Source organism: Nonomuraea sp. NPDC050478, from assembly GCF_044458265.1.
Classification (GTDB): Bacteria; Actinomycetota; Actinomycetes; order Streptosporangiales; family Streptosporangiaceae; genus Nonomuraea; species Nonomuraea ferruginea.
Genome location: NZ_JBITHT010000001.1, coordinates 1,236,746 through 1,257,170, shown reverse-complemented (window position 1 = coordinate 1,257,170; position 20,425 = coordinate 1,236,746). Strand labels below are relative to the sequence as shown.

Below are 20,425 nucleotides of genomic sequence, written 5' to 3'. Positions count from 1 at the left end.
GCATACGTCAAGGGGATCGCTGGGCGAGCTCGCAGCCCGGCACACGTCGGTGAGACCGGTGGACGAGGTTGCAGGGCGGCATACGTCGAAGGGGCCGGTGGGGAGATTGCAGCGTGGCATACGCCGGTGGGTGAGCTGGTGAAAGGCGAGGTGGGCCGAGTGGGCATCAAGGTGCTGGTGGCTGACGATCATGCCGCCGTGCGGGCCGGGATCGTGCTGATCCTGGATGGCGACGAGGACATCGAGGTGGTCGGGGAGGCGGCCGACGGCGTGGAGGCGGTCGCCATGGCCAAGGAGCTGCGGCCCGACGTGGTGCTGATGGACATCCGCATGCCCAGGATGGACGGCATCTCGGCCACGGCGGAGCTGGCGGGCATCACCGATGTGCTGATCCTGACGACGTTCGACGTGGACGAGTACGTGTTCGGCGCGTTGCGGGCGGGGGCCGCCGGGTTCCTGTTGAAGAACACGGACGCGGACGCGCTGGTCGACGCGGTGCGCTTGGTGGCCGGTGGTGACGGGCTGATCTCGCCTGGGGTGACGCGCAGGCTGATCAAGGCGTTCGGGGAGCAGGCGCCGGCGCGGCGGGAGCCGGTGGATCCGAAGACGCTGACGCCTCGGGAGCGGGAGGTGCTGGCGTGCATCGGGCGGGGGCTGTCCAACGCGGAGATCGCCGAAGAGCTCGCCATGGCCGAGGCGACGACGAAGACGCACGTCAGCCGGGTGCTCCACAAGCTGGGCCTGAAGAGCAGGGTGCAGGCGGCCATCTACTACTCAGAAGGGGAGATAGGGCCGTAATGTGGGCGTCGTGTCCATGCCGCCGCCTCAGCAGCCACAGCAGCCCCGGTCCACCGGCGTGGTCGTGGGGCTCGCGGTGGTCGGGCTCTTCGCCTACATCGTGGTCAACGTCTTCGTGGGGGTCGTCGCCGTGTCGATGGCCACGAACGTGGTGCTGGCACTGGCGGCCGGTTTCCTGGCCGTCGGCGCGCTCGGGGGCGGGGTGGTGTTGCTGTCGCTGCGCAGGCCGTGGTCCAAAGGGCTGGGCCTGGGGTTGATGATCGGCTGGGGGTTGGTGTCGATCGTGTCGGCCGGCTGGTGCACGGGGCTCAATCCGGGGTTGTACGCCTGAAAGCGGACGTCAACCGGCGGGTTCCATCCTGTTCGTCGGCCAAGAGGGAGAGGGATGACGACACCACCGCCGGACGATCCCGGCAAGCACGATCCGGGCCAGGAGGGGCCGACCCGAAACTTCCGTGACGGGCTACCAGGACAGGTTCCGCCGCCACCGCCGCAGGGAGCGCCGTGGCAAGCGCCGCCCCCGGAGGGTCCTCCCTGGCAGGGCCCGCCGCAAGGCCACGCGCAGGAGCCGCCGCAGGGTCCTCCCTGGCAGGGCTCACCGCACGGCCCACCGCAAAGCCCGCCGCACGGTCCGCCCCATGGCCCGCCGCCCGGGCCCCCGTACGGTCCCGGGATGGGCGGTTGGGCGCCGCCCCCTCCCCCGCCGTCCACCGGCGACAAGGTCGGGATCACCATCGGGATGGCATTCGTAGGCTTGACCGTCTACAGCGTCATCAACGCGATCCTCGGCTTCTTCGTCTTCCTCGGCGCCATCAGCACTCCCGAACACAGCCGGCCCATGCTCATCGCCGGCACCGCGACGCTGGTGGGCCTCGGGCTGGTCGCGGGCCTCGTCCTGGTGCTGATCCGCAGACCCTGGACGCGCGGGATCGGGATGGGGCTGATGATCGGCTGGGCGCTCTGGTCGATCTGCACGGCAGGGCTGTGCACGGGGCTGAACCCTGCACTGTACGGCGCGTGACATGCCGCTGCACGAGATCTTCGTCGGCCTCGGCGTCGCGGTCGCCTCGGTGGTGTTCTTCTACGAGGCCCGCAGCAGGGGCGCGCTCAACGAGCAGTCGCTGGTGGCCGTCACCGGCGCGCTGGTCGGCGGCGCCATCGGCATGCGCCTGGCCGGCTGGCTGGAGACGCTGGACCTGCAGCAGCTGTGGCTGTACGGCTCACGCAGCGTCCTCGGCGGGCTGGCGGGCGCGTACGTCGGAGTCCTGGTCGCCAAGCGGATCATCGGCTACAAGGAGCGCACCGGTGACCTGTTCGCGCCGGCGGTGGCGCTGGGCATGGCGGTCGGCCGGATCGGCTGCCACCTGACCGAGGCCCCGGGCCGGCCGACCGGCCTGCCGTGGGGCGTCCACGCCCCCGCGAGCACGCCCGACTGCCCCGGCTGCCTGACGGGGCAGGCGATGCATCCGTCGTTCCTGTACGAGATCGTCTTCCACCTGGCCGCGTTCGCCGCCCTGCTGTGGGCGCGCAAGCGGCTGACCCGGCCCGGTGAGCTGTTCACGTTGTATGTCGCGGCGTACGGGTTCTTCCGGTTCTGTGTGGAGTTCACCCGGGCCAACGACATCCTGTGGCTGGAGCTGACGGGCCCGCAGTGGTTCCTCCTGCCGGGGATGCTGCTGCTCGGGCTGAGGCTCGCGTACGGGTGGCGACGCGGCTACTACGCTGCCCTCTTCAAGCGAAAGGTCATGACATGAGCACGGGGATGGGTCTCCGAGGCGACCGCATCGTCCGCTACGTGAACGCGTTCTGCCCCCACTGCCACGGCCGCGACCTCGACCGGATCGAGCGGCTGAGCGGCTACCTGGCGGTGCGCGACGGCAAGGTGTGGCTGGAGCGGGGCTGCCGGGAGCACGGGCTGGTGCGCACGCTCTACGACGAGGACCCGGAGATCCTCGCCTACCTGGAGGAGTGGACCGCTCCAACCAAGCAGCACGTGCCGGATCTCGCGGGCAACTTCGATCCGGTGCCGGCGGCGTACCTCAAGGGGCTGCCCGAGCTGCAGACGCAGCACACCTGCATCCTGCTGGAGGACATCGCGGAGGCGTGCAACCTGCGCTGCCCCACGTGCTTCGCCGACAGCTCGCCCGAGCTCAACGGCGTGGTGCCGGTCGCCGAGGTGCTGGCGAACGTCGACCAGCGGCTGGCCAGGGAGAACGGCAAGCTCGACGTGCTCATGCTGAGCGGCGGCGAGCCGACCCTGCACCCCGAGTTGAAGACGCTGCTGCACGAGCTGGCCGCACGCCCGATCACCCGCATCTTGATCAACACCAACGGCGTGCTGATCGCCCGCGACGACGCCCTGCTCGACCTGCTCACCGAGCACCGCGAGCGGGTGGAGGTCTACCTGCAGTACGACGGCTCCTCGGCGGAGGCGTCGAGACACCACCGCGGCGGCGACCTGCGCAGGCTGAAGCGGCAGGCCGTGGCGCGGCTCTCGGAGCGGGAGATCTTCACCACGCTGGTGATGACGGCGGCGCTCGGCGTGAACGACGGCGAGATCGGCGACGTCGTCAAGGTGGCGCTCGACACCCCGTTCGTGGGCGGCGTGTCGCTGCAGCCGCAGTTCGGCTCGGGCAGGTCGGGGACGATCGACCCGATGGACCGGCTGACCCACACGGGCGTGCTCAAGCGGCTCGGCCCGCAGACCGGCGGGCTGGTGACGTGGCGTGACCTGACCGCGCTGCCGTGCTCCCACCCGCACTGCTGCTCGGTCGGCTACCTCATCCGCGACGACTCGCAGCGGTGGCGCTCGCTGGTGGCGCTGATCGGCCACGACCGGCTCAAGGAGAACCTGGGCCTGGTCGCCAACCGCATCGCCGACTCCGAGATCCCCCGCGAGCTGCGCCTGGCGGTGCAGGAGTCGCTGCTCGACCTGCTGTCGGAGCAGTCGTCGCTGTCGCATCCGCAGATCGGCGAGCTGTGGCGCAACATCTGCGAGAACTGCGACCTCGGCGTCTCCACGCTGCTCACGCTGGCCTCGTCGGCGCTGCCGGGCCGGCGCAAGAAGCTGCGCCGGATGATGGGCGAGCGGGTGGTCCGGATCACGATCAAGCCGTTCATGGACATCTCGACCATGATCGAGGAACGGCTCACGCAGTGCTGCGTGCACGTCGGCACACGGTCGGCCCAGGACCAGTGCGCGCCGTTCTGCGCCGTGCAGGCGTGGCCGCAGCTGTCGGCGCAGCGACTGTCGGCGGTGGCGTCCGAACCGCGGCTGCGGCTCCCGCTGGAGGTGCTCCCGTGACGACTCCACCAAGCACGCCGTACGATCCGCTCCGGTTGTGCGTGTACGCGACGATCGCGCTCCTGGCTTGGGTGTTCGGGCCGTGGGCGCTGCTGGCCTTCGCCGGGCTGGGGTTCGCGGGTTACTGGAAGGCGCGGCGGGCCGGGCTGACCCGGAGCAAGTGCCTGCTCCGGGACACCCGGCTGGTCCTCGCCTACCTGGGCGTGCTCGCGCTGGCGGCGGTGACGGCGATCGTGCTGTCCTTCACATGACGGCGAGCAGGTTCACCACGGTCAGGTTCGAGCCTTCCCGCCAGGAGAAGACCGTGGGGACGCCGCCGCCGAACTCGGCCTCGTCAAGGCCCACGACCTCTTCGGTGGTGAGGTCGTACAACGCCTGGATGACCGGCCCGGAGGACAGCCGGCCGAGCACGAACCGGTCGGCGGGCAGGCCTTCGAACACCAGAGGGCGCAGGTCGGCGGGGATCGGCCGGCGGTCCGATCCGTCGGGCCGCTGGCGGAAGGGGCCGCCGTCGAGCACGCCCGCGCACCACTGGATGCCGCAGATCAGACCGCGGGCTCCGCTCGGCACCGAGACGTCGGCCGACCGGCCGGTTTCCAGGTTGACCGTGCGGTTCTGGTTCCGCTCGTGCGACTCGCCCGCGGTGTAGCCGGCGGCCAGCGGCCATGACCTGAGATGGAGGCCGTCGGTGCCCTTGATCTTCTCCGGCTTGCCACCGGTCAGCGGGAGCCGGTAGACGCCGCCCCGCTCGACGGAGAACACGATGTGGTCGCCGGTGATGTCGACGGCGTCCACCTGGGCCAGCTCTCCGGTCAGCTTGGCGACGTGCCCGGACTCGCCGCCGGCTCGCGGCACGTACCAGAAGTCGGCCCATGCGCCTTCGCCGGCGTGAGGCGTCTCGCCCCACCAGACGATGTGATTGTCCCTCGCCTTGACGTCGCGGAAGCGGTAGCCCGGCACGTTGGGCTTCGGCATGCTGGTGACCGTCCGGAACTGCCTGATTCCGGTGTCGAACACCTCCAGGCGATCCGGCTTCACGCCGGGTGCCACGGCGCTCACCAGCACCTCGGCCGGGCTGATCGCGGCCATCGGCTGGTATTCCCGGCCGTCGACGGCCGTGCCCGGCACCGTGAACATCGCCTCGGGCCAGACCTCGGCGGCCTGCTCGACGCCCCGGGTGACCTCGGCCGCCGGTCGCGCCCGCCCGCCGCCGTCGGACAGGACCACCGTCGTGCCTCCCGCCACCAGCACCACCGCGGCGGCGGCCAGCGCCGTCCGCGCCCACCCCTCACGCCGGCGCGACCTGCGGCGGGCGGCCACCGAGGCCGCCAGCGTGGGCTCCGGCTCGGCGTGCCCGGCGGCGGTGTGCAGGGTGCGGATCAGGTCCTCTTCGCTTCTCATCGCGCCTCCTCCAGCGCATGCGTGATCCGGAGCTTGCCCAGGGCGCGCGCGGCCTGGCTGCGCACGGTGCCGCGGGAGACGCCGAGGATCTCCGCGATCTCGTCGTCGGGGAGATCCTCGTAGTAGCGCAGCACGAGCACGGCGCGCATCCGGCGGGGCAGCCTGCCCAGCTCGGCCCAGAGGTCGGCGTCGTCGTACCGGTCGAAGTCGCCGCGCTCGGGCACGGCCGCGACGAGGTCCTCGCGGTGGCGGCGCCGCCAGGCGTTGATGTGCAGCCGCACCATGGTGGTGCGCACGTAGCCTTCGGGGCTGTCCTTCTTGCGCACCCGCGACCACGCGTTGCCCAGCCTGGCCAGCGCCTCCTGGACGAGGTCGGCCGCGTCCTCGGTGTTTCCGGTCAGTACGTAGCCGTACCGGAGGAGAGCGTCACCCCTGGCTCGGACGAACTCGTCGAACGATTGGTCCACGGATCCAAGGACCGTGAGAGGGGCGCTTCTGTTGCATCACTCGGCGGGCACGTGCAGGGAGAGGGTCTCGGCGACGCAGGCGGGGCGGCGCTCGCCCTCGACCTCGATGGTCATCTTGAGCGCCGACAGGTAGCCCGCCGGGGTGCCCTTGACGCTGGTCAGCTCGGCGACGGCGCGGACGCGCGAGCCGACCGGGACGGGGCGGGGGAAGCGGACCTTGTTCAGGCCGAAGTTGACGCCCATCTGGATGCCCTCGACGCGGATCAGCTCGAACATGAACGACGGCAGCAGCGACAGGCTCAGGTAGCCGTGGGCGATCGTGCCGCCGAACGGGCCCTCCTTGGCCCGCTCGGCGTCGACGTGGATCCACTGGTGGTCGTCGGTGGCGTCGGCGAACAGGTTGACCCTGTCCTGGGTGATCGTGCGCCACTCGGTGGGGCCGAACGTCTCGCCGACGCCGTCCTTGAGCTCCTGGATGTTCGCGAAGGTCCGCATGGGCCGAACGCTATTGGGCAGGTGGGACGGCTGCCAAGTTGAGCACCCGGAACTCGTCCGGCTTGTCCCCCTTGGTCGCTCCCCAGTAGAGGATCGTGCTGGGCTCGGACGAGGTGCCGGTGCCGTACCAGTCGGTCGGCTCGTCGAGGCGGCCCAGCTTGTCCGTGGCGAGGTCGTACACGTCGCTGTCGACCAGGAAGCGCTCCAGCGCGGGATAGGCGTGCATCCTGACGCCGCGGACCTGACGCGACCGCGGCGTGCCGGTGCCGTCGGCGCGCTGGATCAGCAGGCCGTCGTCCCTCTGGCCGTGGCACCAGACGGGGCCGCACCTCCAGCCGGTCACGCCCGGCGGCGCGGCCGTGGTCCGGGTCGTGCCGTCGGCGAGGTTCACCAGCCGGGTCTGGTTGTGCTCGAAGCCCTCGGGGCCCTTGGCGACGTCGGCGGCCCAGGGCCACGCGATCAGGTGGAGGCCGTCGCCGCCGGGGACGCGCTCCGGGTCGCCGCCCGCGAGCGGGACGCGCCACACGCCGCCGTCGGTCTCGGACCAGACCACGTGGCCGCCGCCGATGGAGATCCCGTCGAGGTCGGCGTCCTCGCCGGTGCGGGTGGCGAGGAGCCTCGCCGCGCCGCCGGCCAGGGGGGCGGTCCAGATCTCGCGTACGGGGGTGCCGTCAGCCCGTTCGCCGGATCCGGACCAGGCGATGTCGGCGGGGCCCACGGTCGCGGACTGGGGGAAGTACCTCTTCAGGCCCCTGCCTCTCGGCACCTGGGTGACCACCCTGGCCGTCCCGGTCCCGGTGTCGTAGATCTCGAACGTGCCGGCCTTCTCGAACGAGGACTCGGCGGCGAGCAGCACCTGAGTGGCGCTGAGCGCGGTGACCGGGCGGTAGCGCCAGCCGTCGGCGTTGGTCGCCGGCATCGTGAACAGCGCCTGCGGCCACAGCTCCGTCACCGTCGCCGCGACGGGGGCCACGGTGACCATCGCGGTGGCCGCCGGCCGGGAACCCTCTCCTTCCCCCGGGCCGAGACCCCTGACCACCGCCGTGCCCGTACCCGCCACCGCGATCACCGCCGCCGCGGCGAGCACCTGGACCCGCCGCATGGTGCGCCTTCGGCGGAGCCGTGCGACGCCTGCCAGCAGATCCGTGTCGGGCGCGCCCGCCGCGCCTTCGCGCAGGGCCCTGACCAGCTCTTCCTCGGTCCTCACGAATGCCTCCCCTCGAAGACGGCCGGCCGTACCCGGAGCGTGTTGAGCGCACGGAAGGCCAGGCTCCGAACCGTTCCGCGTGAGATGCCGAGGATGTCGGCGATCTCCTGGTCCGACAGGTCCTCGTAGTAGCGCAGCACCAGCACGACACGCTGCCTGCCCGGCAGCGTGGCCAGTTCCCTCCACAACTCACCGGTGGAGTGGGCGTCGGTGTACGAGCCATCGGGGACGTCGTCCGTGATCCGCTCGCGCCGCCGCCTGCGCCACCAGCTCACGTGCTGCCTGGCCATGGTGATGCGCACGTACGCCTCGGGGTTGTCCTTGTTGCGCACCCGCCGCCAGGAGTCGCCCAGCTTGAGCAGCGCTTCCTGTACGAGGTCGGCGGCGTCGTCGGGGTTGCCCGTGAGCACATACCCGTAGCGCAGCAGGGCCGGCCCGCGGGCGCGGACGAAATCCTCGAACTCCACACTTCCATGACGCACGGGGGCGCGGAGCTGTTGCGAAGATCTTTACCTGAAATCATCGCGCACCTGTTCGAGTCCGCGCTACAGTCGTACCAGCGCGAATCGAACAGAGGTTCGGCCTGGTGAGAGGGGGTGTGTCCGGTGACGGTGCTCGCGATGCCCCCTGCTCGGACACGCCATCACACTTTCTTCCCGAATCTAAGACGCCCGCTATATGGCGCAATAAAGTCGGAGAGCGTGGACCCCGTGCGCAATCCTTACGCCCCCGGAGCCGGGCAGCGTCCGCCGGAGCTCGCCGGGCGCGACCGTGAGCTTCAGCAGTTCGAGGTCGTGCTGGAGCGGGTGGCCCGCGGGCGGCCCGAGCGCAGCATGGTCATCACCGGCCTGCGCGGCGTCGGCAAGACCGTGCTGCTCAACACGTTCCGCTCGATGGCCATCCAGCGGCTGTGGGGCACCGGCAAGATCGAGGCCAGGCCCGACCAGTCGATCCGCAGGCCCGTCGCCGCCGCCCTCCACATGGCGATCCGCGAGCTGGCGCCGCGCCACCGCGCGCCGGAGCGCATCGAGGAGTTCCTCGGCGTGCTGAAGGCGTTCGCGATGCGCGACCCGTCCGCCGCCAAGGGCACCTCCCACTGGTCGCCCGGCATCGAGGTGCCGGCCACGCGTGGCCGCGCCGACTCCGGCGACCTGGAGATCGACCTCACCGAGCTGTTCGTCGACGCCGCGGGCGTCGCGACCGACCTGGGCGTGGGCATCGCGCTGTTCATCGACGAGATGCAGGACGTCCAGTCCGCCGACATCTCGGCCCTGTGCGCCGCCTGCCACGAGCTGTCGCAAACCGGCGGCCCGCTGATCGTGGTCGGGGCAGGGCTGCCGCACCTGCCGAGCGTGCTGTCGGCCAGCAAGAGCTACTCCGAGCGGCTCTTCCGCTACGCCCGCATCGACAAGCTCGACCGAGAGGCCGCCGACCTGGCGCTCATGCTGCCCGCGCGCGAGGAAGACGTCGAGTTCACCCAGGAGGCGCTCGACGCCCTCTACGACGCGGCCGACGGCTACCCCTACTTCGTGCAGGCCTACGGCAAGGTCGCCTGGGATCTCGCGCCGCGCAGCCCGATCACGCTCGACGACGTCCGGGTGTCGGCGCCGGAGGCCGAGGAGGAGCTGGCCGTGGGCTTCTTCGGCAGCCGCTACGAACGCGCGACCCCGGCCGAGCGCGACTACATGCGAGCCATGGCCGAGATCGGCGACGAGCCGGTGGCGACCGCCGACGTGGCGGAGTCCCTGGGCCGCAAGCCGTCGAGCCTGTCCCCCGCCCGCGACAGCCTGATCAAGAAGGGTCTGATCTACAGTGCCGAGCGCGGGCTGATCGCGTTCACCGTGCCGCATTTCGGGAGGTTCCTGCGTGCCCAACCGATCTAGACGGCACCCCTAGACCTCTATTGGGTTGTCTAGAGGGGAAGCTAGATAGCCCAATAGAGTTAAATCGTCATGCCCGTCGAAGGGAATCTAGCCCTCTCTAGCGTCAGGCCGATACTGGCGTATACGAGGGCAGAGACTCGCTGTCCGCCTCGACCACCGCCACCCTGACGGCCGGTCGGCGGCCGGCCATGAAGACGGCGAACACCACGTCGTCCTGCTGGTGGTTCTTGAACGCGAAGAACCGCCAGCACAGCTCGCGCCAGCTGTCGTAGGGCTCGGCCGTGGTCAGCTCCGCCCGGTGGGCCCGCCACGTGCCGCTCGACCGCAGCCGCGCCAGCATGATCCCCTCGGCGGGCCCGCGGCGCTGCTCACACGGCGCCCGGTGGCGGGCCCGCTCGATCAGCTCGTCGATCTCGGGCGAGAGCACGGCCAGCACCAGCAGCCCGGCCAGCGCGAACTCCCATGACGGCTGGGCGAAAGCCACCCAGCCGGGCACCGGCGCCCACACCGTCACCACGGCCATGCCGGTCAACGCCATGGTCCTGGCGATCGACCGTACCCCGACCGGAGCCGAGCTGACCTCGCCGAAGCACCCGCAGCCCGCGTCGGGCCGGCGCCTGCGCAGCTCCAGGAGCACGTACGTGGACATGGCGAAGAACGCGACCGTCGCGAAACGGAAGATCGGGTGCGTGGTGAGCAGCAGCCCGGCGGCCAGCACCAGCTCCGCCGCCCCGCACGCCAGCAGAGCCGGGGCCCGGAAGCGGCCGGGCACCAGCACGGCGGGGCCGAGCCTGGCCAGCGCGTTCGGCTCCCTGCCGGACCGTATGACGGCCACCTTCGCCGCCGTGCCGAGGCACAGCAGGACGATCAGGACCGGCAGCTGCGATGCCAGCATGTACCTCACCCCAAGCCGATCTGCGCGTTGAAACACCCTTTGACCAGGTCGCCGCCGAGTTCGACGTACGAGAGGGGCGACAGCTCGGCGATCCGCCCGCGCGGCGAGGTGTCGCACTCGACGCAGCGGTCGCAGAAGCGCCCGGCCAGGCAGCCGCACGCGACGATCGGCACGTTCACCGAGCGGCCGTCGCACACATTGTGCACCTGCAGCAGCGAGCCGATCGCGAGGTAGGGCAGCCCGGCGCAGGACACCCCGGCGTCCGGGCAGCCCGCGTCGGAGCGCTCCACCATGGGGTAGGCCGCGCCCCGCTCGTCCTCGTCGAAGGCGTCGGCCCAGGTGACGGTGCCGGAGATGCGGGAGGTCATGCCGCCGTAGGCGGGCGGCGGCGCCGGCACCGACCGCGCCGGGTAGGCGGGCTGGGAGGTGGCGGGCAGCATGGCCAGCGCCGTGCCGTCCTTCCTGATGCCGATCGCGTCGAACAGGTAGCCCGGCTCGAACTGGGGATGGCGCACCCGCAGCCTGCCGGTCGCGCGGTACGGGATGAGAATGGTCCGGCGGCCCCGGTGCGGCCCGCAGTCAAGCTCGACCGTGACGTCCTTGCGGCCTTCGACGGACATGATCGTGCCGGTGATGCGGATCGTGTCGGCCCAGATGCGCTCGACCACGCGGCCCTCGCGCGTACGCATGACGACCCTGGCCCCGACGGGCAGGTCGGCGGGCGTGACGTCGGCGCCGTGCCAGGCCTTGGCCCACGGCGCGATGACCAGCCGCTCGCTCCCGCCCTCGGGGGTCTCGACGAGGATGAGGTGCGGGCTGACGTCGCGGATCTGCCCGGTGACCGCGCGTAGCGGCTCCCCCTCCGGGCCCGGGCCCGGAACTCCCGGCTCGCGGCCCAGCACCGCGGCGGCCAGCACCCGCCTGCGGTCAACGCTCGGATACGCCATGCGTTCTAGGGTCACACGGCCGGAAGAGAGGTCGCGCCGTACGCCGCAGACAAGAGCAAAATACGCATCCCCCAGTGAAGGAGATGACATCCGGCGTCGAACAATCTGCCACCGACCTTGACGGACCTTTGTCGTCGGCGGGCCGAATCCTGGATTGCGGGTCAGCCTGATCAGGGCTCTGGGCTGCGATTCTGGCCACGATGCAGACGGCCAGGGTGGAAGAAGAGTTCCGCGAGTACGTACGAGCGCGCGGTCCGGCGCTGCTGCGTGCCGCGAACCAGCTCACCGGGCACCCGCTGGACGCCGAGGATCTGCTGCAGAACGCGCTCACCAAGACCTATCTGGCCTGGGACCGCATCCAGGACAGGGCCGCGCTCGACGGGTACGTGCGGCGGGCCATGGTCAACATCAACATCTCGCAGTGGCGGCGCCGGAAGCTGGAGGAGTACCCGTCGGACGAGCTGCCCGAGACGGTCATCGTCACGGACAGTGCCGGCGGCGAGGTGCACGAGCGGCTGGAGCAGGCGTTGCAGGGGCTGCCCGCGCGCATGCGGGCGGCGGTCGTGCTGCGGTACTACGAGGACATGACCGAACCGGAGATCGCCAGGAGACTCGGCATCAGCGTGGGCACGGTGAAGAGCACCGTGTCGCGGGCGATGGCCAAGCTCAGGACTGAGCTGTCACCTCTACAGCCCCCGCCGTAGCGCAGGGCCGCACGACGCTCCGGATCTTGCGGAGCGCGGCCAGGAACCCGTCCAGCTCCTCCCCGCTGAGCAAGCCCGTGAGGAGCTCGTCGACGTCGGCCAGGTGCTGGGGCAGCACCTCCTCCAGCTTCTCCCGGCCGGCCGGGGTGAGCGTGGCGTACGAGGCGCGGCGGTCGGTGGCGCACGCCTCGCGGATGACCAGGCCGTCACGTTCCAAACGATCGACCACGCGGGTCACCCCGCTCGTGGACAGGCCGGTCTGCGCCGCCAGGTCGGTCATGCGCAGCGCCTGCCGGGGCGAGCGGCCGAGCCTGATCAGCGTCTCGAAGTCGATCTCCGACAGGCCCGCGGCGTTGAACACCGGCTGCAATCTGGCCGTCAGCCCTGCGTAAACCTCCGTCAGCAGCCCGATGGCTGTCAGCCGAGGGTCGTTCATGTTGGTCACATCCATACTGTAGACGACGTTAGTTGACGGAGGGAATATTCCTCGTGTAGATGTTTGTTGTCGCAACTGTCCGCACAACAAGCACACTCCTGAAGGACTTCTTCTCATGACCACTCGCACCTGGAACGGCCTGACCATCCCCGTCGCGGGCACCTACGCTCTCGACGTCGCCCACACCCGCATCGGCTTCGTCGTCAAGCACATGATGGTCAGCAAGGTCCGCGGCAACTTCTCCGAGTTCTCCGGCAGCATCACGATCGCCGAGGACCTCCTCCAGTCGACCGCCGAGCTCACGATCAAGACCGAGAGCATCAGCACGGGCGTCGGCGACCGCGACGGCCACCTGCGCAGCGACGACTTCCTCTCCGTCGAGAAGTTCCCCGAGATCACCTTCCGGAGCAAGCGCGTCGTCGCCGACGGCGGCGACGAGTTCAAGGTCGTCGGCGACCTCACGATCCGCGACGTCACCAAGGAAGTCGAGCTCGACGTCGAGTACGGCGGCGTCGGCACCAACCCGTGGGGCCAGCCGGTGTGGGGCTTCTCGATCAGCACCGAGGTGGACCGCGAGGAGTTCGGCCTGACCTGGAACCAGGCCCTGGAGACCGGCGGCGTCCTGGTCGGCAAGAAGGTCAAGATCGAGATCGAGGGCGAGGCCAACCCGGCCGCCTGAGTCCTGGGTTATCCACAGGCTTGAGCCCGCCCTCGACCAGGGGCGGGCTCTTTTCCACAGCCCGTTACCCACAGGCTGTGGATGACTCGCCCCCATGGTGGACGGGTTACCGCTTTGCTGCCTGGGCCGAAGGCCGGTACTCTAACTCTGGCCACACGGCTCCCGAGGAGGATTCGCCTAGTCAGGTCTATGGCGCCGCACTGCTAATGCGGTTTGGGTTTACCGCCCATCCGGGGTTCAAATCCCCGATCCTCCGCTCTTCGAAGGCCCTCTTCCCCTGGACGGGGAGAGGGCCTTTTCGATCTCTGTTGCGGACATCGAAAGCTAGCCAGCCTCGATTCCCGGCAATCGGTCATACCCACGCCCCTGATGGACGGCGGCCATCACCACGCAGCCATCGGCGCGGTCCGCAGCGCAGCCGAACACCTCACCGAGCCCACCCCCGACGATCTGTCGATCTACGGATTTCTGCTGCTCCGCAGAGCCACACCTCCCGCGCCTTCCTCATGTCGAACCGGCACGACAAGGCCCTGCGCATCCTGCGCGCCGCACCCCACAGGAAACCGCCCGCCGCCCCGCTGCCCTCCGGCTGGTACGTGACATCCTGGCAACAGCCCCGATCAGTGTCCGCCGCGAAGCCCACGACTACGCGGCAACCCTGGGAGTCATCGCGTGACCCGACCCGGCCAAGTCCTGTACATCATCGTCTGCGCCGCAGGACCAGCCCCAGACGTCGGGCGCCTCGTCACCCTCGCCCAAGCCGCCGGCTGGACCGTCCAGATCATCGCCACCCCGTCGGCACTCGACTTCATCGACGTTGCCGAACTGGAGAAGCAGACCGGCCGCCCCGTCCGGAGCCAGTACCGCAAGCCGCACGAGCCCAAGTCACCGCGCGCCGACGCCATCATCGTCGCCCCGGCCACCTACAACACGATCAACAAGTTCGCCCAGGGCATCGCCGACACCTACGCACTCGGTGTCCTGTCCGAAGCCCCAGGGCTTGGCATCCCCGTCGTCGTCCTGCCCTTCGTCAACACCGCCCTGGCCACACGCGTCCCCTTCCAGCGCAGCGTCGACCAGCTCCGTACCGAAGGCATACGCGTACTGCTCGGCCCCGGCCAGTTCGAGCCACACCCGCCAAGCTCCGGAGCAGAACGCATCGAGGACTATCCGTGGTCACTGACCTTGGAGAACTTGCCGCATTAATCTCTTATGGATCAAATGGCGGCGCGGCGCACCACCGTACCCCCGGCCCTCCGCCCGCCGGCCGGGCGTGCGACCTGGGGGCCAGTCCCGGACGACGGCGGGACACCGGGCCGGGCAGCGCATGCCGCCCTCCGCCGTACCGACCGAACGCACCGGGTGGGGGTTGCCGCGCCGCAGCCGCACAAATGCAGCCCAAAAGGGCTTAGTTCTCTCAGCCCCGGCCCACCGGATGACGTGGAACTCTCCGTGCTGTCTAGATGATCAATTCCAAGGGGTGCCTGCGGAGGGTGTGGGGGTGGGCGGTCAGGCGTCGGGGTCGACTTCCGGGCGCGTGAACCGCACGGACTTGCCCAAAGACCGGGCGTAGGCGATTTCGGCTCGGGCGCTGTCTCCGATGTAGTCGCCGACTACGAGCACCTCATCAGCGAGCCGGATCTTCGCTCGGTGCAGATCGTCGAGTCGAACCTTCAGCGCCTCGGCCTCGGCAGGATCCGACCAAAGATCGTGCGGCGACTTCATGTCGAAACCCGGCTTGACGACAATCTTCCCGGCCTTGATCTCCCGCAGATCGGCCTCGGTCATCTCGGTCATGAAACGGGTGGAGCCGCAGATCACGACGATACGCGGGAGGCTCAGCTGCTTTTTCGCGTCGGCGAGTTTCTCCTCGGGGGTGAGCGGTTGCCGGCCTGACACTGGTTCCTCCTGGTGGTGCGGTCCAAGGGGTGCCCGCGGACACGAGAACGAGGGTGTCCAATCCTGTCCAGTGCACATCGCAGACGGGCGCCGGCCCCGCCGTACCGACCGAACGCCCCGATCAATGCCCGGTCGCTGGGTCAGCGGTGTCGCCCGTACTGCAGATAGACGATCCCGTTGCTAGAGGCGGTGCTGGAGACCAGGTCGAGCTGGTAGGACTTCGGGACACCGTCGAACAGCCGGGTGCCCTCGCCCGCGACGTAAGGGAACATGCTCACCTGGAACTCGTCGATCAGGTCGAGCCGCATGAGCGACTGCCAGAGGCTGACGCCGCCCCAGACCACGATGTGGCCGTCACCGCCCAGCCTCAGCTTGTCGATCTCTTCTGCCGTGTCACCGGCGGCGACGGTGGTGTTGGCCCAGTCGGCCGTCTTCATGGTCCTGGAGAAGACGACCTTGCGCCCGGCGTTCAGAATGTCGGCGAACGGGTGGTCGGTGGTCGTCATGGCCCGGGCCATGCCTTCGTACGCGGTGCGGCCCATGAGGTGCGCGTGGGCGCTCTGGAGAAAGTCGAGATGCGCCGGGTCGTCGGGCTCGCGGTTCTCGGGCAGGCCGAAGCAGAACTCGAAAAACTCGGTGCCCTCGTCGGCGAGGAAGCCGTCGAGGGAGTAGTTGAACACTGTCGCTATCAGCTTCCGCATGATCAGAACTCCGTGGTCTCGGGTCGTCTAAGACCCACGGGCCGCAACTCTCGCGGGGGCGCGGCGTCCGTGGCCTGTCGCTGATGCTGTAGACGACGCCGCCGCCCGGAATTCATCGGTGCCACGGAATGTCAGGTGGCGGCGGGCGGTGCCGGCTGCGACGGGGTGCGTGGGCTTTGCTGTGCCGGGGCGAACCACGTTTTCGCCGGAGGAAGCAGGAGGAGAGTCACGATGAGCGCGGACCAGGGTGCGGTGAGGACCCACCCGAGGGTGTCTGAAATCAGGAAGTCGATGAAGTCGAGCAAGGGGATGGTGAGCTGAACTGCGATGGTGGCGTGACGGACCCACGGGCGACGGGTGTGCCACTGGTTCGCCAACCAAGCGGCGGCGAGTGGTGGAAGGTAGAAGGGGGCATAGGACAGTCCTTCCACGGATTCACCGGGTTCTAAGACCAGGCCCATAATGAGCAGGACAATGCCGAGCAGGGTGATTGTCGCCTGGAACCAGATCAGGTTCCGCGCGACTTTTACAGACAGGGGCATGCTGGGGTCCTCTTTCAGAGAGTGTTTCGGTGGTTCCGTGCTCCGTGTCCCCTTGACCGTCCCGCGCTTGGCGTCGTTTCGCCGGATGACACTGACCGGAGTGGAAGGCCCAGATCTCGGAGAGAAGCACTGGCCAGCTTAATGACATGCGGCTGTGATCATCGCCGGGCAGGATGGCCACTCATGAAACTTGTGATCACTTTCGTGGCCGGCGCGGCCCTGTTCCTCGCGCCGTTACCCGCACAGGCCGAGTCCGCCGCCAAGAATCCCGTGTCCGCGCTCAAGGCACAGCTCAAGGCCGGGAAGGGCGTCCGGTTCACCGACGCGAGCGCGTTCGTCGGCAGCATCAACAAGGACCCGCTGGTACGCCGTAAGGGTGTCGTCCAGTTCGGCAAGAAGGGCATCGTCGCCTCCGACGTGCGGGGCACGTTCGCCTCGCCGTTGTTCGAGGGGCACACCACCAAGCCCGAGCGGACGATCATCATAGGCAAGGACGCCTGGCGGTCGGGCGGGAGCCTGGCCGAACGCCTCCCGAAGGGCAAGACCTGGTACAAGACCTTCAGCCTGTTCAACATGGGGACCGTCAGCAGCCTGTTCGGCCAGGTGGTGAGCCCGCTCGAACCCGCCACGCTGGCGGAGCTGGTGAAGCGCGGCAAGCGCAGCGGCTCCTCCTACACAGGGACGATCACCTTCGAACGGCTCTCCAACATCTCCCCCTGGTTCAGGGAGACGATTGGGCTGACGCGGTCGACCGAGGCCACCGTCGCCTACACCCTCACCGTGGACCGCAGGGGCCTGCCGAGCAAGCTGAAGACCTCCTGGGTGGCCACCGACCTCGCCGCCATCCCCTCATGGGAGGAGAAGACGGTCGTGACCGAGACCCGCTACACCGGCTGGGGCGCCAAGGTCTCGATCAAGCAGCCGCCCAAGAGTCAGGTCACCAGCAAGCTCGAGGACTGATGCACAGGCCCTCACCCCCCGTCGCGGGGAGAGGGCCTTATCAGTCGCAGTTGGTGCGCGTCTTCTTCACGGTCGTCGAGCCGATGGTCCCTTGCCAGCTCATGCAGGAGCCCATGGCGTACATGTACACCGCTCCGGATCATGATGCGTCCCCGGCTTCCAGAGCGGCTTCTGTGGCTCTGGTCAGCGGATGCTCCGCTCCGAGCTTGCCCCGTTGTAGACGCAGCACCTCGCGGAACTCGACATCGGCGGCCTCAAGGCTGCCTGACGACCTCAACACAGCCGCCAGACTGCGCCGAATGATCAGCGTGTTCGGATGGTCTTCGCCATAGACTCTGGTCGCCATGGTGACCAGGTCACGCAGTTCCGCCTCGGCTTGAGCGAAGTCTCCTTGGTGACGCATGGTTTCCGCGAGTTCGAATCGGATGTCCAGCGTGGTGAGGTCGTCTGCGGCGTGGGCTTGCCGCCAGTCAGACAGGACCTGGCGGTAGACGGCTTCGGCCTCCGCGAAGCGGTCCTGCAACCGGAGGCAGACCCCCAGATTGAGTGCCGTGGCTATCGTGTCGGAATGCTGTTCGCCGAGCACCCGACGGCTGTCGTCCAGCAGGGCTCGCAGTTCCGCCTCCGCACCGGCCACGTCGCCGCTTTCCCGAAGCGTGCGGCCAAGGTTCAGCCGGATGCCGAGGACCGTCGGGTGGTCACTGCCTAGCGCGCCCAAGGCGGCGGCCAGAAGCTCGCGGAGCATGGCTCTCGCTCGTGCGTTGTCGCCGCCGTCTCGTATGGCCCGCGCGCGGTTGTTGCCGATCGACAGAGCTTCGGCGCTGGCTGGGCCGATGGCCTTCTCGGCGACATCAAGGAGTAGTGCGTAGTCGATGGATGCCTGCAGGTAGTGACCGGCCATGTATCTGTACCAAGCCGCCCTCTCCGCCGCCGGCAGGAAGGTGCTGACGAGGCCGGCATCGCGAATCTCCAGTTGCGCCATCAGTTCGAGGGGGGCGGTGCAGTGGCTTGCCAGGAGAGACCACCTGGGCCAATGGTGGGCGTTGTCCGGGACGATCGTGGCCGTCACCTTGTCCAGCGCCACGGCGAGAACCGCCAGGTAGTCCACCAGCACGCCCTGACGCTGCAAGTTCTGTCGCGTGACAGTGCGTACGAGCGGATGCATGGTCAACCGTGATTCCCAGGGATCCGCATTCTCTCTGTGGACTTGCGTTCGCGGTGCGAGATCCAGCGAGATCAATCCCAGGCCGTCGAGCGCTCGCAAGGCGCTCCCTATCCTGTGTGCCGTCGGCCGGGGGAACAAGGTGGTGTCCGCCAGCACTTCCGGCCTGATGACGGCTCGGTAGGGAACAGGTGACACACCACAGCACGAAAGCAGCCGGAGCAGCGGCCGGGCGAGGTCATGACCTTGACGCTCGAGCAGGTCAAGCGAGATCTCCCATGTCGTCGTCAATGCGCGTCTGGCCGACTCCCCCGAGCTTCCTGCTGGCATGTCCACATGTCCCAGTCGTGTGTCGAAGTTGATCCGGTAGGCGTTGAACGATGTGTGGGTGTCTTCACCGGGGAAGGGATCCGTCGCCGCTGCCGCCAGGTAGCGGCCTGCGAGTTCCAGGGCCAGAGGCACTCCTCCCAAGGCGCCGGACAGAGCCACCGCTTCCTGTTCGTCACCTGCGCGGGGAGCGAGATCGGCAAGGACCCGGGCCCCGGCCTCCGAGGTAAGGGGAGGGACGTGGCACATGCGAATCCATGAGGCCCAGCGTTCCGGCCTGCCGTTACGACTGGAAATGATCACGCCGTTCCTGTGCGAAGCGGGCGGTCGCAACCACTGGGTTCCTTCTTGGACACCGCCGCTGGAGCTTCCGAGAGCGGCCGGATCGTCGGCGTTGTCTATGACGAGCAGCCAGGCGTGATCCAGGGAGTTGAGGTATCGCCACAGGACGTCAGAGGGGTGCGCGTGATCGAAATCCTCGTCTCGCGCGCCGAGGGAGAACGCGAGCGCATAGAGCGCGGACCGCATGCTTTCCACGTCGTCCGCGGGAACCCACCAGACCTGGTGGTTGGCCCGGATCGCGCGGTGAGCGAGTTCCAGCGCCAGAGTGGTCTTGCCGACGCCACCAAGACCGTAGAGAACCATGACCCGCGGCTCGGAGGCGACTCCGGGGCGCGGCATGCCGATGAAGTCACCCGCGTGTTCCAGGAGTTCGGCGCGGCCGCGCAGAGCCTGCGAGGCGATCTTCAATTGTGGAACCACGATCGGTGGTGCCGTGGCGGCGACAGAGCGGGCCTGATCCGCGCCGATGAAGATGTTGTACTGGATACCCGATTGCTGCGCGGCCTGCTGGGCCTGATTCAGCGCGTGTGAGGACTGCACGACATGCGGCGACGCCGGTCCACTCTGTGGACTTCCGCCGCGATCACCGTCGGCCCGCATCTTCTGAATTCACTGCCTGTGGGAGTTGTTGGTCTTTTCTGATATTCGGCTGATAGAATTCAAGTATATTGAGCTTTGCATCATGGGCACCGATTTTTCCATGAGCTCGTCGGTCACCGCCGCGTACGCATGAACCAGTTCAGCGTCTTCCACAAGGCGCGCCTCACGCAAGGACGCAGAACGCTTATCATAAATCAACGCAATCACGCGTTCGCGGTCGAACAGCACGAAATCAGAAATGCCCGTCTCATCCAAGAGCGGACGCACGTCGACAGCCTCTACCAGGCGGATTTCCTCACCACACTCGATGTCCGCGAGATAGGCCGCGAACTCGTAATGTTCAAGATAAGGGCTCAGAGGTAGCTCGCACACACGTATGCGAGTCATGGCGATGCCATGTTCGACGGCGTGACCATAGAGCTCTCGCTGACCCAAGACCATCTCACGCACACGCCTCGCCGCCTCATCGTAGTCACCATTCCTGAAGGCATCGTACGCGGAAAAGCCCGACTCGTCGTATTCCTGCAGACATTCGACCTTTACCCAGCTTCTTCGCAGATCCCGAAAGAAGGCCATGAAATCATCCACGCCGCCGGCTGTGGTAGCCAATCGGCGATATTTAGTGGGCGGATATAGCGCCATATATGCTGCCCCTCCCGATCGCAAGCCATACGCG

The 20,425-nt window shown here is 68.5% G+C and carries 24 protein-coding genes and 1 tRNA gene; 12 read left to right on the top strand and 13 right to left on the bottom strand.

Translation table 11 applies throughout. The annotated features are described in order from the left end of the window. Positions 1–126 precede the first annotated feature (126 nt). From ACIBF7_RS06035 to ACIBF7_RS06010, 6 genes are all read left to right on the top strand, one after another. Positions 127–798: a response regulator transcription factor gene (locus tag ACIBF7_RS06035; protein WP_308249186.1), complete on the top strand. Its 672-nt coding sequence runs from the start codon at positions 127–129 to the stop codon at positions 796–798. Positions 799–808: 10 nt separating this feature from the next. Continuing rightward, positions 809–1,129 (top strand): hypothetical protein, encoded by a 321-nt coding sequence (locus tag ACIBF7_RS06030; protein WP_187281569.1) that lies wholly within the window; start codon positions 809–811, stop codon positions 1,127–1,129. Between the two features lie 408 nt (positions 1,130–1,537). Then, positions 1,538–1,819 (top strand): hypothetical protein, encoded by a 282-nt coding sequence (locus tag ACIBF7_RS06025; RefSeq protein ID WP_148036118.1) that lies wholly within the window; start codon positions 1,538–1,540, stop codon positions 1,817–1,819. Between the two features lies 1 nt (position 1,820). After that, positions 1,821–2,552: a prolipoprotein diacylglyceryl transferase gene (locus ACIBF7_RS06020; RefSeq protein WP_397196545.1), complete on the top strand. Its 732-nt coding sequence runs from the start codon at positions 1,821–1,823 to the stop codon at positions 2,550–2,552. Beyond that, positions 2,549–4,102, top strand: a complete 1,554-nt coding sequence (locus ACIBF7_RS06015; protein WP_246641035.1) for a radical SAM protein — start codon at positions 2,549–2,551, stop codon at positions 4,100–4,102. The genes ACIBF7_RS06020 and ACIBF7_RS06015 overlap by 4 nt, the downstream gene beginning before the upstream one ends. Further along, positions 4,099–4,353 carry a hypothetical protein gene (locus ACIBF7_RS06010; protein WP_148036115.1) on the top strand — a complete coding sequence of 85 codons (255 nt, stop codon included), beginning with the start codon at positions 4,099–4,101 and terminating at the stop codon, positions 4,351–4,353. The genes ACIBF7_RS06015 and ACIBF7_RS06010 overlap by 4 nt, the downstream gene beginning before the upstream one ends. On the opposite strand, the gene ACIBF7_RS06005 is transcribed toward ACIBF7_RS06010, so the two are convergent. Genes ACIBF7_RS06005 through ACIBF7_RS05985 form a run of 5 tightly spaced genes read right to left on the bottom strand, consistent with a single transcriptional unit; the run spans position 4,346 to position 8,139 of the window. Then, positions 4,346–5,503 (bottom strand): hypothetical protein, encoded by a 1,158-nt coding sequence (locus ACIBF7_RS06005; protein WP_271276283.1) that lies wholly within the window; start codon positions 5,501–5,503, stop codon positions 4,346–4,348. The genes ACIBF7_RS06010 and ACIBF7_RS06005 overlap by 8 nt on opposite strands. Further along, positions 5,500–5,970, bottom strand: a complete 471-nt coding sequence (locus tag ACIBF7_RS06000) for a SigE family RNA polymerase sigma factor (RefSeq protein WP_148036113.1) — start codon at positions 5,968–5,970, stop codon at positions 5,500–5,502. Before ACIBF7_RS06000 ends, ACIBF7_RS06005 begins: the two co-directional genes overlap by 4 nt. Before the next feature lie 36 nt (positions 5,971–6,006). Next, complete coding sequence (locus ACIBF7_RS05995; RefSeq protein WP_397196544.1) at positions 6,007–6,465, bottom strand: MaoC family dehydratase; 459 nt, start codon at positions 6,463–6,465, stop codon at positions 6,007–6,009. Positions 6,466–6,475: 10 nt separating this feature from the next. Beyond that, positions 6,476–7,672: a hypothetical protein gene (locus tag ACIBF7_RS05990; protein WP_271276282.1), complete on the bottom strand. Its 1,197-nt coding sequence runs from the start codon at positions 7,670–7,672 to the stop codon at positions 6,476–6,478. After that, complete coding sequence (locus ACIBF7_RS05985) at positions 7,669–8,139, bottom strand: SigE family RNA polymerase sigma factor (RefSeq protein ID WP_271276281.1); 471 nt, start codon at positions 8,137–8,139, stop codon at positions 7,669–7,671. Before ACIBF7_RS05985 ends, ACIBF7_RS05990 begins: the two co-directional genes overlap by 4 nt. Before the next feature lie 234 nt (positions 8,140–8,373). Here ACIBF7_RS05985 and ACIBF7_RS05980 point away from each other — a divergent pair, with 234 nt between their 5' ends. Next, positions 8,374–9,555: an ATP-binding protein gene (locus tag ACIBF7_RS05980; protein WP_148036109.1), complete on the top strand. Its 1,182-nt coding sequence runs from the start codon at positions 8,374–8,376 to the stop codon at positions 9,553–9,555. 103 nt (positions 9,556–9,658) lie between these two features. Here the strand turns inward: ACIBF7_RS05980 and ACIBF7_RS05975 are convergent, their stop codons facing one another. Together ACIBF7_RS05975 and ACIBF7_RS05970 are read right to left on the bottom strand one after the other, a co-directional pair. Continuing rightward, positions 9,659–10,450, bottom strand: a complete 792-nt coding sequence (locus ACIBF7_RS05975) for a MauE/DoxX family redox-associated membrane protein (RefSeq protein ID WP_397196543.1) — start codon at positions 10,448–10,450, stop codon at positions 9,659–9,661. A 5-nt stretch (positions 10,451–10,455) separates the two neighbouring features. After that, the gene (locus ACIBF7_RS05970) at positions 10,456–11,397 is read right to left on the bottom strand and encodes a hypothetical protein (RefSeq protein WP_148036107.1); all 942 of its coding nucleotides are present in this window, start codon (positions 11,395–11,397) and stop codon (positions 10,456–10,458) included. A gap of 200 nt (positions 11,398–11,597) precedes the next feature. Between ACIBF7_RS05970 and ACIBF7_RS05965 the strand changes: the two genes are divergently transcribed. Continuing rightward, complete coding sequence (locus ACIBF7_RS05965) at positions 11,598–12,101, top strand: SigE family RNA polymerase sigma factor (protein WP_148036106.1); 504 nt, start codon at positions 11,598–11,600, stop codon at positions 12,099–12,101. Here ACIBF7_RS05965 and ACIBF7_RS05960 read toward each other — a convergent pair. Then, positions 12,064–12,552 (bottom strand): MarR family winged helix-turn-helix transcriptional regulator, encoded by a 489-nt coding sequence (locus tag ACIBF7_RS05960; protein ID WP_148036105.1) that lies wholly within the window; start codon positions 12,550–12,552, stop codon positions 12,064–12,066. The two genes, ACIBF7_RS05965 and ACIBF7_RS05960, sit on opposite strands and share 38 nt — an antisense overlap. A 100-nt stretch (positions 12,553–12,652) precedes the next feature. Between ACIBF7_RS05960 and ACIBF7_RS05955 the strand changes: the two genes are divergently transcribed. The 3 genes from ACIBF7_RS05955 to ACIBF7_RS05945 all read left to right on the top strand — a co-directional run bounded on the left by ACIBF7_RS05955 (position 12,653) and on the right by ACIBF7_RS05945 (position 14,422). Beyond that, on the top strand, positions 12,653–13,216 hold the full coding sequence (locus tag ACIBF7_RS05955; protein WP_397196542.1) for a YceI family protein: 564 nt from the start codon (positions 12,653–12,655) through the stop codon (positions 13,214–13,216). A gap of 166 nt (positions 13,217–13,382) precedes the next feature. Continuing rightward, a tRNA-Ser gene (locus tag ACIBF7_RS05950) sits at positions 13,383–13,472 on the top strand. 416 nt (positions 13,473–13,888) lie between these two features. Continuing rightward, the gene (locus ACIBF7_RS05945; protein WP_397196541.1) at positions 13,889–14,422 is read left to right on the top strand and encodes a flavoprotein; all 534 of its coding nucleotides are present in this window, start codon (positions 13,889–13,891) and stop codon (positions 14,420–14,422) included. 303 nt (positions 14,423–14,725) lie between these two features. Here ACIBF7_RS05945 and ACIBF7_RS05940 read toward each other — a convergent pair whose 3' ends face one another. From ACIBF7_RS05940 to ACIBF7_RS05930, 3 genes are all read right to left on the bottom strand, one after another. Next, a complete protein-coding gene (locus ACIBF7_RS05940; protein WP_397196540.1) occupies positions 14,726–15,115 on the bottom strand; it encodes a hypothetical protein in 390 nt (129 codons plus the stop codon). 140 nt (positions 15,116–15,255) lie between these two features. Then, on the bottom strand, positions 15,256–15,816 hold the full coding sequence (locus ACIBF7_RS05935) for a dihydrofolate reductase family protein (protein ID WP_148036098.1): 561 nt from the start codon (positions 15,814–15,816) through the stop codon (positions 15,256–15,258). 131 nt (positions 15,817–15,947) lie between these two features. After that, complete coding sequence (locus ACIBF7_RS05930; RefSeq protein WP_148036097.1) at positions 15,948–16,358, bottom strand: hypothetical protein; 411 nt, start codon at positions 16,356–16,358, stop codon at positions 15,948–15,950. Positions 16,359–16,541: 183 nt separating this feature from the next. Between ACIBF7_RS05930 and ACIBF7_RS05925 the strand changes: the two genes are divergently transcribed. Continuing rightward, entirely contained in the window at positions 16,542–17,318 is a 777-nt protein-coding gene (locus ACIBF7_RS05925) for a hypothetical protein (protein ID WP_148036096.1), read from the top strand. 139 nt (positions 17,319–17,457) lie between these two features. On the opposite strand, the gene ACIBF7_RS05920 is transcribed toward ACIBF7_RS05925, so the two are convergent. Continuing rightward, a complete protein-coding gene (locus ACIBF7_RS05920; RefSeq protein WP_187281567.1) occupies positions 17,458–19,689 on the bottom strand; it encodes a tetratricopeptide repeat protein in 2,232 nt (743 codons plus the stop codon). A 69-nt stretch (positions 19,690–19,758) separates the two neighbouring features. Further along, positions 19,759–20,337, bottom strand: coding sequence for a DUF6879 family protein (locus ACIBF7_RS05915; protein ID WP_148036094.1), 579 nt, complete (start codon positions 20,335–20,337; stop codon positions 19,759–19,761). Positions 20,338–20,425: the final 88 nt, after the last annotated feature.